The 13,344-nt window shown below is 67.8% G+C and carries 15 protein-coding genes and 1 pseudogene; 9 read left to right on the forward strand and 7 right to left on the reverse strand.

All coding sequences use genetic code 11. From position 1 onward, the window contains the following. The 3 genes from OY559_RS01050 to OY559_RS01060 are packed head-to-tail and all read left to right on the forward strand — an operon-like array spanning position 1 to position 1,616. Entirely contained in the window at positions 1–135 is a 135-nt protein-coding gene (locus OY559_RS01050; RefSeq protein WP_277728259.1) for a hypothetical protein, read from the forward strand. After that, a complete protein-coding gene (locus tag OY559_RS01055) occupies positions 132–710 on the forward strand; it encodes a cytochrome c oxidase assembly protein (protein ID WP_277728261.1) in 579 nt (192 codons plus the stop codon). The genes OY559_RS01050 and OY559_RS01055 overlap by 4 nt, the downstream gene beginning before the upstream one ends. A gap of 27 nt (positions 711–737) precedes the next feature. Beyond that, positions 738–1,616 carry a cytochrome c oxidase subunit 3 gene (locus tag OY559_RS01060; RefSeq protein ID WP_277728263.1) on the forward strand — a complete coding sequence of 293 codons (879 nt, stop codon included), beginning with the start codon at positions 738–740 and terminating at the stop codon, positions 1,614–1,616. A 96-nt stretch (positions 1,617–1,712) separates the two neighbouring features. Here the strand turns inward: OY559_RS01060 and OY559_RS01065 are convergent, their stop codons facing one another. After that, positions 1,713–1,934: a twin transmembrane helix small protein gene (locus OY559_RS01065; protein ID WP_277729876.1), complete on the reverse strand. Its 222-nt coding sequence runs from the start codon at positions 1,932–1,934 to the stop codon at positions 1,713–1,715. Positions 1,935–2,033: 99 nt separating this feature from the next. Between OY559_RS01065 and OY559_RS01070 the strand changes: the two genes are divergently transcribed. The 4 genes from OY559_RS01070 (at position 2,034) to cyoE (ending at position 5,688) form a co-directional block, all read left to right on the forward strand. Continuing rightward, positions 2,034–2,747 carry an SURF1 family protein gene (locus OY559_RS01070; RefSeq protein WP_277729877.1) on the forward strand — a complete coding sequence of 238 codons (714 nt, stop codon included), beginning with the start codon at positions 2,034–2,036 and terminating at the stop codon, positions 2,745–2,747. Positions 2,748–3,004: 257 nt separating this feature from the next. After that, positions 3,005–3,577: a redox-active disulfide-containing membrane protein gene (locus tag OY559_RS01075; protein WP_277728265.1), complete on the forward strand. Its 573-nt coding sequence runs from the start codon at positions 3,005–3,007 to the stop codon at positions 3,575–3,577. Positions 3,578–3,602: 25 nt separating this feature from the next. Then, on the forward strand, positions 3,603–4,748 hold the full coding sequence (locus tag OY559_RS01080; protein WP_277728267.1) for a COX15/CtaA family protein: 1,146 nt from the start codon (positions 3,603–3,605) through the stop codon (positions 4,746–4,748). Between the two features lies 1 nt (position 4,749). Beyond that, positions 4,750–5,688, forward strand: a complete 939-nt coding sequence (cyoE, locus tag OY559_RS01085) for a heme o synthase (protein WP_277728269.1) — start codon at positions 4,750–4,752, stop codon at positions 5,686–5,688. Positions 5,689–5,812: 124 nt separating this feature from the next. On the opposite strand, the gene OY559_RS01090 is transcribed toward cyoE, so the two are convergent. Both OY559_RS01090 and dnaG read right to left on the reverse strand, forming a co-directional pair. Beyond that, positions 5,813–6,322, reverse strand: coding sequence for a protein tyrosine phosphatase family protein (locus tag OY559_RS01090; RefSeq protein WP_277728271.1), 510 nt, complete (start codon positions 6,320–6,322; stop codon positions 5,813–5,815). Between the two features lie 10 nt (positions 6,323–6,332). Continuing rightward, complete coding sequence (gene dnaG / locus OY559_RS01095; protein ID WP_277728272.1) at positions 6,333–8,060, reverse strand: DNA primase; 1,728 nt, start codon at positions 8,058–8,060, stop codon at positions 6,333–6,335. 54 nt (positions 8,061–8,114) lie between these two features. On the opposite strand from dnaG, the gene dld reads away from it, so the two are divergent. Further along, positions 8,115–9,836 (forward strand): D-lactate dehydrogenase, encoded by a 1,722-nt coding sequence (dld, locus tag OY559_RS01100; RefSeq protein ID WP_277728273.1) that lies wholly within the window; start codon positions 8,115–8,117, stop codon positions 9,834–9,836. A 60-nt stretch (positions 9,837–9,896) separates the two neighbouring features. Here the strand turns inward: dld and OY559_RS01105 are convergent. From OY559_RS01105 to rpsU, 4 genes and pseudogenes are all read right to left on the reverse strand, one after another. Continuing rightward, positions 9,897–10,748 (reverse strand): annotated as a pseudogene (locus tag OY559_RS01105) (YihY/virulence factor BrkB family protein); the annotation flags it as partial. A gap of 58 nt (positions 10,749–10,806) precedes the next feature. Beyond that, positions 10,807–11,301: a GNAT family N-acetyltransferase gene (locus tag OY559_RS01110; RefSeq protein WP_277728275.1), complete on the reverse strand. Its 495-nt coding sequence runs from the start codon at positions 11,299–11,301 to the stop codon at positions 10,807–10,809. Between the two features lie 59 nt (positions 11,302–11,360). Next, positions 11,361–11,807 carry a GatB/YqeY domain-containing protein gene (locus OY559_RS01115; protein ID WP_277728276.1) on the reverse strand — a complete coding sequence of 149 codons (447 nt, stop codon included), beginning with the start codon at positions 11,805–11,807 and terminating at the stop codon, positions 11,361–11,363. A gap of 109 nt (positions 11,808–11,916) precedes the next feature. After that, positions 11,917–12,132, reverse strand: coding sequence for a 30S ribosomal protein S21 (gene rpsU, locus OY559_RS01120; protein ID WP_002808376.1), 216 nt, complete (start codon positions 12,130–12,132; stop codon positions 11,917–11,919). Positions 12,133–12,254: 122 nt separating this feature from the next. On the opposite strand from rpsU, the gene tsaD reads away from it, so the two are divergent. Then, a complete protein-coding gene (gene tsaD, locus OY559_RS01125; RefSeq protein WP_277728278.1) occupies positions 12,255–13,292 on the forward strand; it encodes a tRNA (adenosine(37)-N6)-threonylcarbamoyltransferase complex transferase subunit TsaD in 1,038 nt (345 codons plus the stop codon). The last annotated feature ends 52 nt before the right edge of the window (positions 13,293–13,344 follow it).

Below are 13,344 nucleotides of genomic sequence, written 5' to 3' on the forward strand. Positions count from 1 at the left end.
ATGAACGCCCCCGTGCTGACCCCCGAGGAACTCGCGCGCCGCCGCAAGGCGGTGCTGCGGACGGCGTGGGTGATCGGCGGCATCGCGCTCGCGATCTTCGTGGCCTTCATCGGCCGCGCGGTGCTGAGCGCATGAGCGCGGCCAAGTCCAACTCGGCCGGGCTGTTCAAGCTGGTGGGCGTGGCGGTGGCGGTATTCGTGCTGACGTTCTCGCTGGTGCCGCTGTACCGCATCGCCTGCGAGAAGGTGTTCGGCATCCGCCTGGAGCAAGGGCCCGGCCAGGCGGCTGCGGTCGCGGCAGCCAAGGTTGCGCGCACGGTGACCGTGCAGTTCGATGGTGGTGTCAATTCCAAGTTGCCGTGGGCGTTCCAGCCGGAACAGCTGACCATGGAAGTGGTGCCCGGCGAGCTGTACGAGGCGAAGTATTTCGCCCGCAACGACAGCGAGCGGGCCGTCGTCGGCAGCGCGGTGCCGTCCGTCGCGCCGGCGCGAGCCTCGGGCTATTTCACCAAGACCGAGTGCTTCTGCTTCACGGCCCAGACCCTGCAGGCCGGCGAAAGCCGCGACATGCCGGTCCGCTTCATCGTGGACCCGGACCTGCCGGCGGAAGTGAAGACCATCACCCTGTCGTATACCTTCTTCAAGAACGATGCACTGACCGCGCAGATCGGCACGGGCAATGCATCGCCCTCGCCGCTCGCGGCACCCTGATCACGCTTAGCAACCGGAAGCCACGCCATGGGACAAACCCATTCGCCAGACGCCAACATCTACTTCGTGCCGCACAGCTCCAAGTGGCCGTTCGTGGGTTCCATCGCCATGTTCGTCACCATGGTGGGCGTGGCCAGCTGGCTCAATGACGCGGCCTGGGGCATGTGGGTCTTCTATGCCGGCCTGGTGATGCTGAGCGCGACGCTGTTCATGTGGTTCGGCGACGTGATCCGCGAATCGGTGAGCGGCCATTACAACCGCCAGGTGGACGTGTCGTTCCGCATGGGCATGGTGTGGTTCATCTTCTCGGAAGTGATGTTCTTCGCAGCCTTCTTCGGCGCGCTGTTCTATGCCCGCACGCTCGCGTTGCCGTGGCTGGGGGGCGAAGGCGATGGCGTGATGACCAACAGCCTGCTGTGGGAAGGTTTCTCGGCGGCATGGCCGAGCGCCGGTCCGGGCCAGGTGGGCGGTCAGTTCCAGACCATCCCGGCATGGGGCCTGCCGCTGATCAACACGCTGATCCTGCTGACCTCGGGCGTCACCATCACCATCGCGCACCATGCGCTGAAGGCCGGCGACCGCAAGCAGCTGCTGATCTGGCTGGGTGCCACGGTGCTGCTCGGCTGCACGTTCCTGTACTACCAGGCCGAAGAGTACATCCACGCCTACAAGGAGCTGAACCTGACGCTGGGTTCCGGCATCTACGGTTCCACGTTCTTCATGCTGACCGGCTTCCACGGCCTGCACGTGACGCTGGGCACGTTGATGCTGGCGATCATCTGGTTCCGCTGCGCCAAGGGCCACTTCACCAAGGACGACCACTTCGGTTTCGAAGCCGTGGCGTGGTACTGGCATTTCGTCGACGTGGTGTGGCTGGGCCTGTTCCTGTTCGTCTACGTGCTGTAAAGCGCGGGCGACACCGTAGCGAAGAAAGGGCCGGCAATGCCGGCCCTTTTCTTTTGCCCGGTTGGCGCGGCGGGCCGCGCGCGGGACAATGCCCGCTCAGCCCGGATTGATGCCATGCGGCTGGATCCAGCCCATCTTGATGGCCAGCACCACCAGCAGGATCAGGCCCACGGACAGCGCGATGCGGCGTGTCAGCGCGTTGACGGTGCGCTTGCTCCCGCCCTTGTCCACCAGCATGTAGTACAGGCCTGCGCCGAGGTTCCACACGATGAGGATGAGGAAGGCGATGATCAGCAGGGTTTTCAGCGAATCGTTCATGGCGTCCTCGACGGGGCCGGCAGTGAGGCGCGCATTATCGCCCCGGTGGCGTGAGCCGATGGTGGGTGCGACATTCGGACGCATGCCGTGAGCCGGCGCATGCCGCTGCCGGTCGGTTGGACGCTGGCCGTGCTGGCCATGTCCTTGTTCGGCAGCCTGGGCGCCTGGCAGTGGGGGCGGGCGGAACAGAAGGAAGCCCTGCTGGCCGAGACAGCGCGCGTGCTGGCCGAACGACAGGCCCAGTCGCTGGCGGTGGCAGCCGATGCCGCGCGGGCGCAGGCGTACGACTGGGTGGCGGGCGAGGGTGAATTCCTGCCTGCCCGCGCGATCCTGCTGGACAACCAGACGCGCGAGCGGCAGCCCGGTGTCCGTGTCTATCGGGTGTTTCAGCCCATCGAGGGCGGTGTGCCACTGCTGGTGGAGCTTGGCTGGCAGGCCGTGCCCGGTGACCGCACCATGCCGGCGGTGCCGCCGTTGCCGGGTCGCCAACACATGGCGGGGCTGCTGGTACCGCCGCCCTCGGAAGGTATTGCCAGCGCCGCCGCTGCCGCGCAACCGGATGGCAGCCTGCTGGTGATCGCGCTGCAGCCGGATGCGCTGGCCAAGGCGCTTGCGCTGCCTGCGTTGTCGCCGCGCGTCCTGAAGTTGGACCCCGACCTGCCGCTCGGTTACGCGCGCGACCTGGACGTCCTGCCCAACACGCTGCCGCCGGAGCGTCACATCGGCTATGCCGTGCAATGGTTCGGACTGGCAGGCGCGGTGTTCGTCACCGCGCTGATCCTGACCTGGCGCAGCCGTCGGAAGAGCAGATAGGCGTCCTCTGGACACGCCTTGCAGGAACGCGCTGGATACCCGATCCGGTCGTGGTGCGCCTGTCGAACCACGTTCTTTGCGATGGATCGACCCGTCACAACGGCCCCCCTCGGCGTGAAAAGCGTGGTGCGACAGGCTCACCACGAACGGCATTCAAGAGGCTTTGAACGCCATGCAAGGGGCTTTGGTCGCTGGGCGGCATAGAGCCCAGCGTTGCCATAGGGGCAATGATCGCCCGGGCGTGAGAAAATGCGGCCATGGACCCAAAACCATTCGATCCCGCCCAGCGGCGTCGCGGGCGGTGGATGCTCGTCGCCCTGTTCGCCCTGTTCTTCGGTACCGTGTTCGGTGCCGGCATCCTGCGGTTCTCCGGCTGGCAGCCGGCGGCGCACAAGAACCATGGCCTGATGTTGCAGCCGCCTGCGGATGCGCGAGGCATCGTGCCGATGCTCGCCGATGGCAGCGCCTACGACTGGCGGCCGGGCGAACGCCGCTGGCGCATCGTCGCCGCGCCGGCACCGGGGTGCGCGGAGGTCTGCCTGAAACTGGCGCAGGACCTGGACAAGGTATGGCAATTGTTCGGCCACAACGCTGACGAAGTCGACATCCTGTGGATCGGCGACTATCCGGACGGAGCGCCGCGGCATGGTGCGCTGCGCCTGGTTCGCGCGGATGGCCCGTTGCGTGGCCTGCTGCCGCAGGTGGACGATCCGGCCGGCACGCCTGTGTACGTGATCGACCCGCACGGTTTCGTGATCCTGCGCTACGCCCCGGGCTTCGACCCGGCCGGCCTGCGCACGGATGTCTCGAAACTGATCAAGCTCATCTGAGCGCTCGCCCGAACTGCAGATGATGATGAACGCTGTCGCACGTCCCGTGATCTACCGACATTTCCATAGAATCGCCTGGCTGGCGGTGGCCCTGACGCTGTGCGTCGTGGTGTTCGGCGCCTTCGTGCGCCTGTCCGATGCCGGCCTGAGCTGCCCCGACTGGCCCACCTGCTATGGCCGCGCCGCGTGGCCGGGCGCGGTCAACGAAGCCGCTTCGCACGCGGCCAGCGACATCCGGCCATTCGAGACGCACAAGGCGTGGCGTGAGCAGGTGCACCGCCACATCGCCGCCTCGCTGGGCGTGCTGGTACTGGTGCTCGCACTGCTCGCCGCGCGCCGCCGCCGCTGGGGCATCGCGCAGATCCTGGTTGCCGCCGGGCTGGTCGGCGCGGCGATCCCGCTGTACATGCACGGCGAACACGGCGCGGCTTCGGCGCTGGCGATTCTCGGTGAAGCGATCCTGCTGTTCGCCGCGCTGCGCTGGTCCAACATCGATCTGGCGCGCGCGGGTGCGCTGACGCTGGCGGTGATCATCTTCCAGGCGCTGCTGGGCATGTGGACGGTCACCTGGCTGCTCAAGCCCATCGTGGTGATGGGCCATCTGATCGGCGGCCTGACCACGTTCTCGCTGCTGGCGTGGATGGCGTGGCGTGCGACCGACCGGCCGATCACGCTCGCCGATGCGATCGTGCTGCGCCGCTGGCTGATCGGTGGCCTGGTGCTGCTCGGCATCCAGATCGCACTCGGTGGCTGGGTCAGCGCCAACTACGCGGCACTGGCGTGCGGACTGGATTTCCCGAAGTGCGTCGGCCAGTGGTGGCCACCCGCGGATTTCCGCGAAGGCTTCGTGCTGTGGCGCGGTATCGGTGTGGACTATGAAGGCGGCGTGCTGGATGGCGCCTCACGCATCGCGATCCAGATGACCCACCGCATCATGGCGGTGGTCGTCGCGCTCTACGTGCTGGCCCTCGCGTGGCGCCTGTTCCGTACCCCGGGCATGCGCAGCTGGGCGCTGACGCTGCTGGTGCTGATCGCCGCGCAGGTCACGCTGGGCATCCTCAACGTGAAGCTCAACCTGCCGCTGCCGGTAGCCGTGGCGCACAACGGTGGCGCGGTGCTGCTGCTGTTCACCCTGGTCTCGCTGACCGCGCGCCTGCGCAGGCCCGACTGACATGGCCTCGACGTTCCGCCAGTACTGGGCGTTGACCAAGCCGCGCGTCGTGGCGCTGATCGTGTTCACTGCGATCGTCGGCATGTTCCTCGCCATCGACGGCCTGCCCGATGGCGCACAGCTGTTGCGCGGCGCATTGGGCTTCCTCGGCATCTGGCTGGCCGCTTCCAGCGCGGCTGCCATCAACCAGCTGCTGGACGCGCGCATCGACGCGAAGATGGCGCGCACCTCCTGGCGTCCGCTGGTGCAGGGACAGGTGAAACCGTGGCAGGCGCTGGTGTTCGCGCTGGTGCTGGCGGCGCTGTCGATGACGGTGCTGGTGGTATGGGTCAACACGATCACCGCAATCCTGACCTTCGCCTCGCTGATCGGCTACGCGGTGATCTATACCGTGTTCCTGAAGCGCGCCACGCCGCAGAACATCGTCATCGGCGGTATCGCCGGCGCGGCGCCGCCGCTGCTGGGCTGGGCCACGATGACCGGCATGACAGGCGAGTGGGACTGGCCGCACGCGTTGCTGCTGGTGCTCATCATCTTCGTGTGGACGCCGCCGCACTTCTGGGCGCTGGCGATCTTCCGTCGCGAAGACTATGCGCGCGCGCTGGTGCCGATGCTGCCGGTGACGCACGGCGTGACCTACACGCGCTGGCAGATCCTGTTCTACACCGTGCTGCTGGTCGAAGTGACGGTGTTGCCGGTGGTGTTCGGCATGAGCGGCTTCTTCTACCTGGGCGGCGCGCTGGTGCTGGGCGCGGTGTTCCTCTGGTACGCATGGCGCCTGCTGGATCCGCCGGACGAGTTCTTCGCCATGCGCGTGTTCAACTACTCCATCGTCTACCTGATGGCGCTGTTCGCGTTCCTGCTGGTGGACCACTGGGTGATGCCGCTGCTGCAGCCGGCGGCAGCGACGGCCGGTATCGAGTTCGTGCCGGCGGGATAGCTCAGGGCGATCGATCTGCCTGTGTGGGACCGACGCAAGTCGCGATGCCGAAGGCTGGGTACTCAAGACATCTGGGACCTTATCGAAAGCGATCGCGACTTGCGTCGCTCCCACAGAGAGGGGATCAGTCGCCAGTCGTACTCCCTGTCTGCTCTGGCGCTGCCAGCCGCTCCACCACCACCGGCTCCAGCGACTTCAATCCCGCCTCCCGGCCCAGTTCCAGCGCGTCCTCATGCGGGACGCCTGCGGCGGCCGCGCGCAGCGCGAGCAGCGCACCGACACGGTTGCCCGAGGCGCAGTGCAGCAGCACGTCGCCGTCCTGCGCATCCAGCAAGGCATGCAGGGCCGCGGCATTCGCTGGCGTGACATCGTCCTTGCCGGCGATCGGCAGCGTGATGTAGTCCATGCCGAGGCGGCGCACTTCGGCGGCCTGATCGTATCCGCGTTCTTCCTGCGGGCCACGCAGGTCGATGACCGCGCGGACACCCTGCGCCTGCAGGCGCGCCAGATCCTCCGGCGATGGCTGGCCGCCGGTATGCAGGCCGGGACGGGGCTGGGTGAATTCCGCCGCCAGCGTGGAGAGCGAGGTGCCGCACAGCAGTGTGGCGAACAGGCAAAACGCGAAACGTGTCATCACGGACTCCTCAATGGCGGCCGATGCGGGCCTGCAGCAGGGTGCGCAGTTCGTATTTGTCGGCTTCGTCCAGGCCCATGCTGCGTTGCTTGGCCTGGAGTTCGTCCAGGCGCTGCTGCAGCATCTGCTTCTCCAGTTGCACGGCGGCATCGAGGACTTCGAGGCGCCAGTTCTCTTCGTCGCCGGGCAGGTCCTGCATCGCCAGCTTCTGCAGCGCGACGACTTCCTCGCGCTCGGCGAAATGCTCCAGCAGCACCCCGGTGGTGATATCGGGGCGCGCGTGCACCAGCGCGATCACCTCCAGCAACAGATCCATGCCCGCCAGCCGCAACGCCGAGAATCCGTGCGTGGATTCGAGCGACAACGCCAGCGCCGGCTTGTGCAGGAGGCGCACGATGATGCTGCGCACAAGGCTCGGTTTCTGGCCGGCGTGTGAAGGCGCAGGACGGCGTGCGGGCGGTGGCGCGGAGGGTGTTGTACTGCCGGCGCCCACGCCGGTGATTTCGGTGAGGCGCTGTCGCATCAGGTCGCCGAATGCACCATCCGGGATCTGCGCGAGCAGCGGGCGTGCCCGCTCGGCCAGGCGTGCCTTGCCGTCGAGCGTGGACAGTTTGATGTCCTTGGCCAGTTCGTCGAAGAAGAATTGCGACAGCGGCGTCGCCTGCTGCAGGCGTGCATCGAAGCCGGCCGCACCTTCCTGCCGCACGATGGTGTCGGGGTCTTCGCCGTCGGGCAGGAACAGGAAGAAGGCCTGCCGTCCGTCCTTCATGCGCGGCAGCACCGATTCCAGCGCACGCCATGCGGCGCGCTGGCCTGCGGCGTCGCCGTCGAAGCAGAAATACACGTCGGGCGCGTTGCGGAACAGCAGCTCGGCGTGCTCCGGCGTGGTGGCTGTGCCCAGCGTGGCGACGGCTTCCTTCACGCCGAACTGGAACAGCGAGACCACGTCCATGTAGCCTTCGACCACGACAAGCCGCGCGATCTTCTGGTTGGCCTGCTTCACCTGCCACAGGCCATACAGCTCGCGGCCCTTGTGGAACAGCGCGGTTTCGGGCGAGTTGAGGTACTTCGGGCCATCATCCTTCTGCAGCACGCGGCCGCCGAAGGCGATCACGCGGCCACGCCGGTCGTGGATGGGGAACATCACCCGGTCGCGGAACTTGTCGTAGACGTGGCCGCGATCATTCTTCGAGAACAGGCCGGCGCGGTCGAGCAGCTTCATCCGGCGCTCGTCGGTGCCCAGCGCATCCTTCAGCGCCGAATAGCCGTCCGGCGCATAGCCGATCATGAACTGCGTGCGGATCGCCGCATCCACGCCGCGGCCGTCGAGATAGGCCTTGGCCTTGTCGCTGGTATCCAGGTTGCGCTGGAAGAAGCGCGCCGCGGCTTCCAGCGCATTGAACAGGTCGCGGGTATCGTTGTTCTCGTTGCGCTGCTGCGTTTCGCGCGGCACTTCCATGCCGGTGCGGCGCGCCAGCTCCTCCACCGCATCGAGGAACTCGAGGCGGTCGTAGTTCATCAGGAACGACAGCGCGGTGCCGTGCGCGCCGCAGCCGAAGCAGTGGTAGAACTGCTTGGTGGGCGACACCGTGAAGGACGGCGAGCGCTCGTCGTGGAACGGGCAGCAGGCCGAGTATTCCTTGCCCTGCCGTTTCAGCGGCACGCGCCCCCCGACCACCTCGACGATATCCGTCCGGGCGAGCAGTTCGTCGATGAAAGCGTCGGGGATGCGGGCCATGGATCGCATAGGATGCCACGGCGGGCCGTGTGGCCGCCGCGTTACCATGCGGGCATGCCTGCTGACGCCCCTTCCGATGACGCCCTGCTGGCGCAGTTGCGCGAGGCCGTCGGCCGTGGCCATGTCCTGACGGGCGCCCGTGCCACACGGCGGTACAGGAAGGGCTACCGCTTCGGCGACGGCCCGGTGCTCGCCGTGGCGCGCCCGGGCACGTTGCTGGAGTTGTGGTGGGTGTTGCAGGCCACGGTGGCGGCCGGCCGGATCGTGCTGCTGCAGGCGGCCAATACCGGCCTGACCGGGGGTTCCACCCCGGACGGGGATGACTACGATCGCGGCATCGTGCTGGTCAGCACGATGCGCCTCGCCGGCGTGCAGTTGCTCGATGACGGTCGCCAGGTGGTGTGCTTGCCCGGCGCGACGCTGGATGTGCTGGAGAAGGTGCTTGCGCCGCTGGGTCGCGAGCCGCATTCGGTGATCGGCTCTTCCTGCATCGGGGCATCCGTCCTCGGCGGGGTCTGCAACAATTCCGGTGGCGCGCTGGTGCGACGGGGACCCGCATACACCGAGCTGGCGTTGTATGCACAGCTGGGCGACGACCGGGTGTTGCGACTGGTCAACCACCTGGGCATCGCACTGGGCGACACGCCGGAAGAGATCCTGACGCGGCTCCAGGCCGGGGACTATGCGCCGGATGCCATCACCCACGATCCGGCGCGCGCGGCGTCCGACCCGCACTATGCGGCGCACGTCCGGCAGGTCGATGCGCCCACGCCCGCGCGCTACAACGCCGACCCCTCGCGCCTGCACGAGGCGTCCGGCTGTGCGGGACGGCTGGCCGTGTTCGCCGTGCGCCTGGACACCTTCGAGAGAGAGGCCGCGTCGGTTTTCTACATCGGCAGCAACGATCCGGACGATCTCACCGGCGTGCGCCGCCACCTGCTGACGGCGTCCGAGCGCCTGCCGATCGCGGGCGAGTACCTGCATCGCGACGCTTTCGACATCGGTGACCGCTACGGCAAGGACACCTTCCTGCTGATCGACCGCTTCGGCACCGACAGGGTACCCGCGGCGTTCGCGCTGAAGAGTCGCGTGGATGGCTGGTGCGAGCGGTTCGGCCTGCGCGGTCTGGCGGACCGCGTGCTGCAGTCTGTCACCGCATGGCTGCCGGACCACCTGCCGCCCCGGTTGCGCACCTACCGCGACCGCTACGAACACCATCTGCTGCTGAAGGTCTCGCGGCGTGACGCGGACGCCACGCATGCGTTCCTCGCCGACTTCTTCGCGCAGCGCGATGGTGCGTTCTTCGCCTGCGATGCCGATGAGGGGCGCAAGGCGTTCCTGCTGCGCTTCGCCGTTGCCGGCGCGGCGGTGCGCTACCGCGCCGTGCATGCAGGACAGGTGGAGGACATCGTCGCGCTGGACGTCGCCCTGCGGCGCGACGACCGCGCGTGGGTGGAAGCTCTGCCGGCGGACGTCGCCGGCACGATGATCGCGCGGCTCTACTACGGGCACTTCTTCTGCCATGTCTTCCACCAGGACTACATCGTGAAGAAGGGCGTGGACCCCCTGGCCGTCGAACACCGGCTGTGGTCGCTGCTCGATGCGCGCGGTGCCGAGTATCCGGCCGAGCACAACGTCGGCCATCTCTACCGCGCCAAGCCGGCGCTGACCGACTTCTATCGCCGCCTGGACCCCACCAATACCTTCAATCCGGGTATCGGGATGACCAGCAAGCAGGCGGGCTGGAAGGAGCGAGCGGAGCGGCGTGAGGTGTGAGCGAAGAGCCACTTGTCCTCACTCCTCATTCGGCTCCACTCGCTTCTCGCCCACAGTCCTGCGCTCATCGATCACCGCCGTGATCAGCGCGCCGGCGAAGAACACCACGCTGGCGTAGTAGATCCAGACCAGCAGCAGGACCAGCGCACCCATCGAGCCGTACGCGCTGCCGGGCGCGGCTTCGGCGAGGTACAGGCCGATCAGGTAGCGGCCGGTCGCGAACAGCAGCGAGGTGATCGCGCCGCCGAGGAACGCCTGCCGCCACGCGACGCGACGGTCCGGCAGGTAGTGGTAGAAGAAGGCGAACGCCAGCGCGTACAGCAGCAGGGTCGTCGTGTAGCCAAGCGCGGGCAGCAGTGAGGGCAGGCGCGCGAAGACCACCTGCAATGCGGTGGTGGCGACCATCGACACGACCAGCAGGAAGCCGATCGCCAACACGACGCCGAGCGAGAACACCCGCTTCTTCACCCATGCGAGCGGACCATCCAGCCGCTGGGCATCGGTGCGGAAGATCAGGTTCAGCGCGCCCTGCAGCTGCGCGAACACCACCGTGGCGCCGACAAACAGGAGCGAGGTGCTCCACCAGCCCGCCAGCGATCCGACGTCCGGCCGTTCGCTGGCATTGCGGATCACCGTCTCGGCGACCGTGGCGGCGCTGGGGCCCGCCAGCTGGTGGATCTGATCGAGCAGCGACTGCTGCGCCGGCGGGTAGAGCGAGGCGGTCAGCCACAGCAGCAGGACCAGCAGCGGCGCCAGCGACAGCAGCGCGTAGAACGACAGCGACGCGGCCTGCGTCATCAGGTCGGTCTCGATGAAGCGCCGCACCAGCGCGATGGGCAGGCTGCGACGGACGCGCCCGCCGGCATCGCGCGCCCGTGCGCGGAGCGCGCTGAAGGAGGTTCGATGTTCCATGCGCCGAGCGTGGCGCGGGGCATGTCAGCAGGTCGTTATGGTGGCGTGCCCGCGATGTTCACGCATCGCCGCGCGCGAGCGCCTGCAGCGCGTCGCCGCTGACGCGCTGCACGGTCCATTCGTCCAGGCCTACCGCGCCGAGGCTTCGGTAGAGGCGGATCGCGGGTTCGTTCCAGTCCAGCACCGACCATTCGAAGCGGCCGCAGCCACGCGCCACGGCCAGTTGCGCGAGATGCACCATCAGCCGCCTTCCAATACCGAGTCCGCGGGAGTGCGGCACCACGAAGAGGTCTTCGAGGTACAGGCCGGGCTGGCCCAGGAAGGTCGAGAAGGAGTGGAAGAACAGGGCGAAGCCGGCAGGCGTGCCATCGGCCTCGGCGATCACGACTTCGGCGGCGGGGCGCTCACCGAAGAGGTGCGTTTCGAGCAAGGCTGGCGTGGCGACGGCTTCGTGCGCGAGCTTTTCGTACTCGGCCAGGCCGCGGATGAAGGCGAGGATCTGCGGGATGTCGGCGCGGGTGGCCGGGCGCAGGGTGATGGCTGGGGTATCCATGGCGCGAGGATGCCACGGATGGGGCGTGACGCCAGGATGCCTGGCGCCACGCGGCGGGTTCAGCCCGCGAGCTTCTTCTTGATCAGCGCGGAGACCTGGCCCATGTCGGCCTGGCCAGCGAGGCGTGGCTTCAGCACGCCCATCAGCTTGCCCATGTCGGCCGGGCCGGTGGCGCCGGTTTCGGTGATGGCGGCCTCGATGGCGGCCAGGATCTCGGCCTCGCCCAGCTTCGCCGGCAGGTAGGCTTCGATCACCACGATCTCGGCGCGCTCGATGGCGGCCAGGTCCTCGCGGCTGGCGGCTTCGAACTGGTTCACCGAATCCTTGCGCTGCTTGACCATCTTTTCCAGCACGGCCAGCACGGCGGCGTCATCCAGTTCGATGCGCTCGTCCACTTCGCGCTGCTTGATGGCGGCATTGATCAGGCGGATGACCGCCAGGCGGTCCTTCTCGCCCGCCTTCATGGCGGCCTTCATGTCGTCGGTAAGCTGCTGTTTCAGGGACATGGTGTGCTCCGGGGGAACAGGTAGGGGCGTGGCACGGGGCCGTGAGGCGCCAAAAACACAAAAAGCCGGCGACGCTCGCGCGTGCCGGCTTCGTGCGAAGCGACGCGGCTCAGTACAGGCGCTGGCGCTTGGTGACGTCGCGCGAGCTGCGGCGCAGCTGGCGCTTCACCGCAGCGGCGGCCTTGCGCTTGCGCTCCTGGGTCGGCTTCTCGTAGAACTCGCGCTTGCGGGTTTCGGCCAGGACGCCGGCCTTCTCGCAGGTGCGCTTGAAGCGACGCAGCGCAAACTCAAACGGCTCGTTTTCGCGGACTTTGACGCTGGGCATACGTAATCTCGGTGAAGTAAACGGCCCGGGCACGCCGGGTGAGCCGCGTATTATAGCGGCTGACTCCGGCGCTGCAACCCACCCGGCTTGTCCCTGCCCTCCAGGAGCCCCAGATCCCCGTCATGAAAGTCCTCGGCATCGAAACCAGCTGCGACGAAACCGGCGTGGCCGTCTACGACACCGGTCTGTCCGGCGCCGCCGGCCTGCGCGCCCATGCGGTCTACAGCCAGATCGCCCTGCATGCCGAGTACGGCGGGGTGGTGCCCGAGCTGGCCAGCCGCGACCACGTCCGCAAGCTGCTGCCGCTGATCCGCCAGACCCTGGCCGAAGCCGGCCTGACCACGGCGGACCTCGATGGCGTGGCCTATACCGCCGGGCCCGGGCTGGTCGGTGCGCTGCTGGTCGGGGCCGGCGTGGCCCGGTCGCTGGCCTGGGCACTGGAACTCCCCGCCGTCGGCGTCCACCACATGGAAGGCCATCTGCTGGCCCCGCTGATGGAGGACGATCCGCCGGAGGCGCCGTTCGTCGCCCTGCTGGTCTCGGGCGGGCATACCCAGCTGGTGGCCGTGGACGCCATCGGCCGTTACCGGCTGCTGGGTGAAACGCTGGACGATGCGGCCGGCGAAGCCTTCGACAAGACCGCCAAGATGATGGGGCTGCCGTATCCCGGCGGTCCGCAACTGGCCGCCCTGGCGGAAAAAGGCACCCCGGGCCGCTTCAGGTTCGCGCGTCCGATGACCGACCGGCCGGGACTGGACTTCAGCTTCTCCGGCCTGAAGACGCAGGTCCTGTTGGCCTGGCGCGACAGCGACCAGTCGGAACAGACCCGGGCCGACATCGCGCGCGGGTTCGAGGATGCGGTGGTCGACACGCTTGCCATCAAGTGCGAACGCGCACTGGACGAAGCCGGCAGCGATGTCATCGTCATCGCCGGCGGCGTGGGCGCCAACAAGCGGCTGCGCGCCAAGCTGCAGGCGATGGCCGCGAGGCGCGGCGGCCGTGCCTGCTTCCCGCGGCCGTCGCTGTGCACCGACAACGGCGCGATGATCGCCTTCGCCGGTGCGCTGCGCCTTGAAGCGGGCCAGCACGAGACCGCAGAGGTGAAGGTCACGCCACGCTGGGACATGGCGGCGCTGCCGCCCGTGAGCCGGAGTCTGTGATTCGTGATTGGTAAAAGCCGGGACTCCACGTAGCCTGTGTCCCACCGATCAC

This window comes from Pseudoxanthomonas sp. SE1 (assembly GCF_029542205.1).
GTDB lineage: Bacteria > Pseudomonadota > Gammaproteobacteria > Xanthomonadales > Xanthomonadaceae > Pseudoxanthomonas_A.

Coding starts and splice junctions, on each gene's coding strand:
- OY559_RS01050 (WP_277728259.1), top strand. CDS start 1: ATGAACGCCCCCGTGCTGACCCCCGAGGAACTCGCGCGCCGCCGCAAG.
- OY559_RS01055 (WP_277728261.1), top strand. CDS start 132: ATGAGCGCGGCCAAGTCCAACTCGGCCGGGCTGTTCAAGCTGGTGGGC.
- OY559_RS01060 (WP_277728263.1), top strand. CDS start 738: ATGGGACAAACCCATTCGCCAGACGCCAACATCTACTTCGTGCCGCAC.
- OY559_RS01065 (WP_277729876.1), bottom strand. CDS start 1,934: ATGAACGATTCGCTGAAAACCCTGCTGATCATCGCCTTCCTCATCCTC.
- OY559_RS01070 (WP_277729877.1), top strand. CDS start 2,034: ATGCCGCTGCCGGTCGGTTGGACGCTGGCCGTGCTGGCCATGTCCTTG.
- OY559_RS01075 (WP_277728265.1), top strand. CDS start 3,005: ATGGACCCAAAACCATTCGATCCCGCCCAGCGGCGTCGCGGGCGGTGG.
- OY559_RS01080 (WP_277728267.1), top strand. CDS start 3,603: ATGAACGCTGTCGCACGTCCCGTGATCTACCGACATTTCCATAGAATC.
- cyoE (WP_277728269.1), top strand. CDS start 4,750: ATGGCCTCGACGTTCCGCCAGTACTGGGCGTTGACCAAGCCGCGCGTC.
- OY559_RS01090 (WP_277728271.1), bottom strand. CDS start 6,322: ATGACACGTTTCGCGTTTTGCCTGTTCGCCACACTGCTGTGCGGCACC.
- dnaG (WP_277728272.1), bottom strand. CDS start 8,060: ATGGCCCGCATCCCCGACGCTTTCATCGACGAACTGCTCGCCCGGACG.
- dld (WP_277728273.1), top strand. CDS start 8,115: ATGCCTGCTGACGCCCCTTCCGATGACGCCCTGCTGGCGCAGTTGCGC.
- OY559_RS01110 (WP_277728275.1), bottom strand. CDS start 11,301: ATGGATACCCCAGCCATCACCCTGCGCCCGGCCACCCGCGCCGACATC.
- OY559_RS01115 (WP_277728276.1), bottom strand. CDS start 11,807: ATGTCCCTGAAACAGCAGCTTACCGACGACATGAAGGCCGCCATGAAG.
- rpsU (WP_002808376.1), bottom strand. CDS start 12,132: ATGCCCAGCGTCAAAGTCCGCGAAAACGAGCCGTTTGAGTTTGCGCTG.
- tsaD (WP_277728278.1), top strand. CDS start 12,255: ATGAAAGTCCTCGGCATCGAAACCAGCTGCGACGAAACCGGCGTGGCC.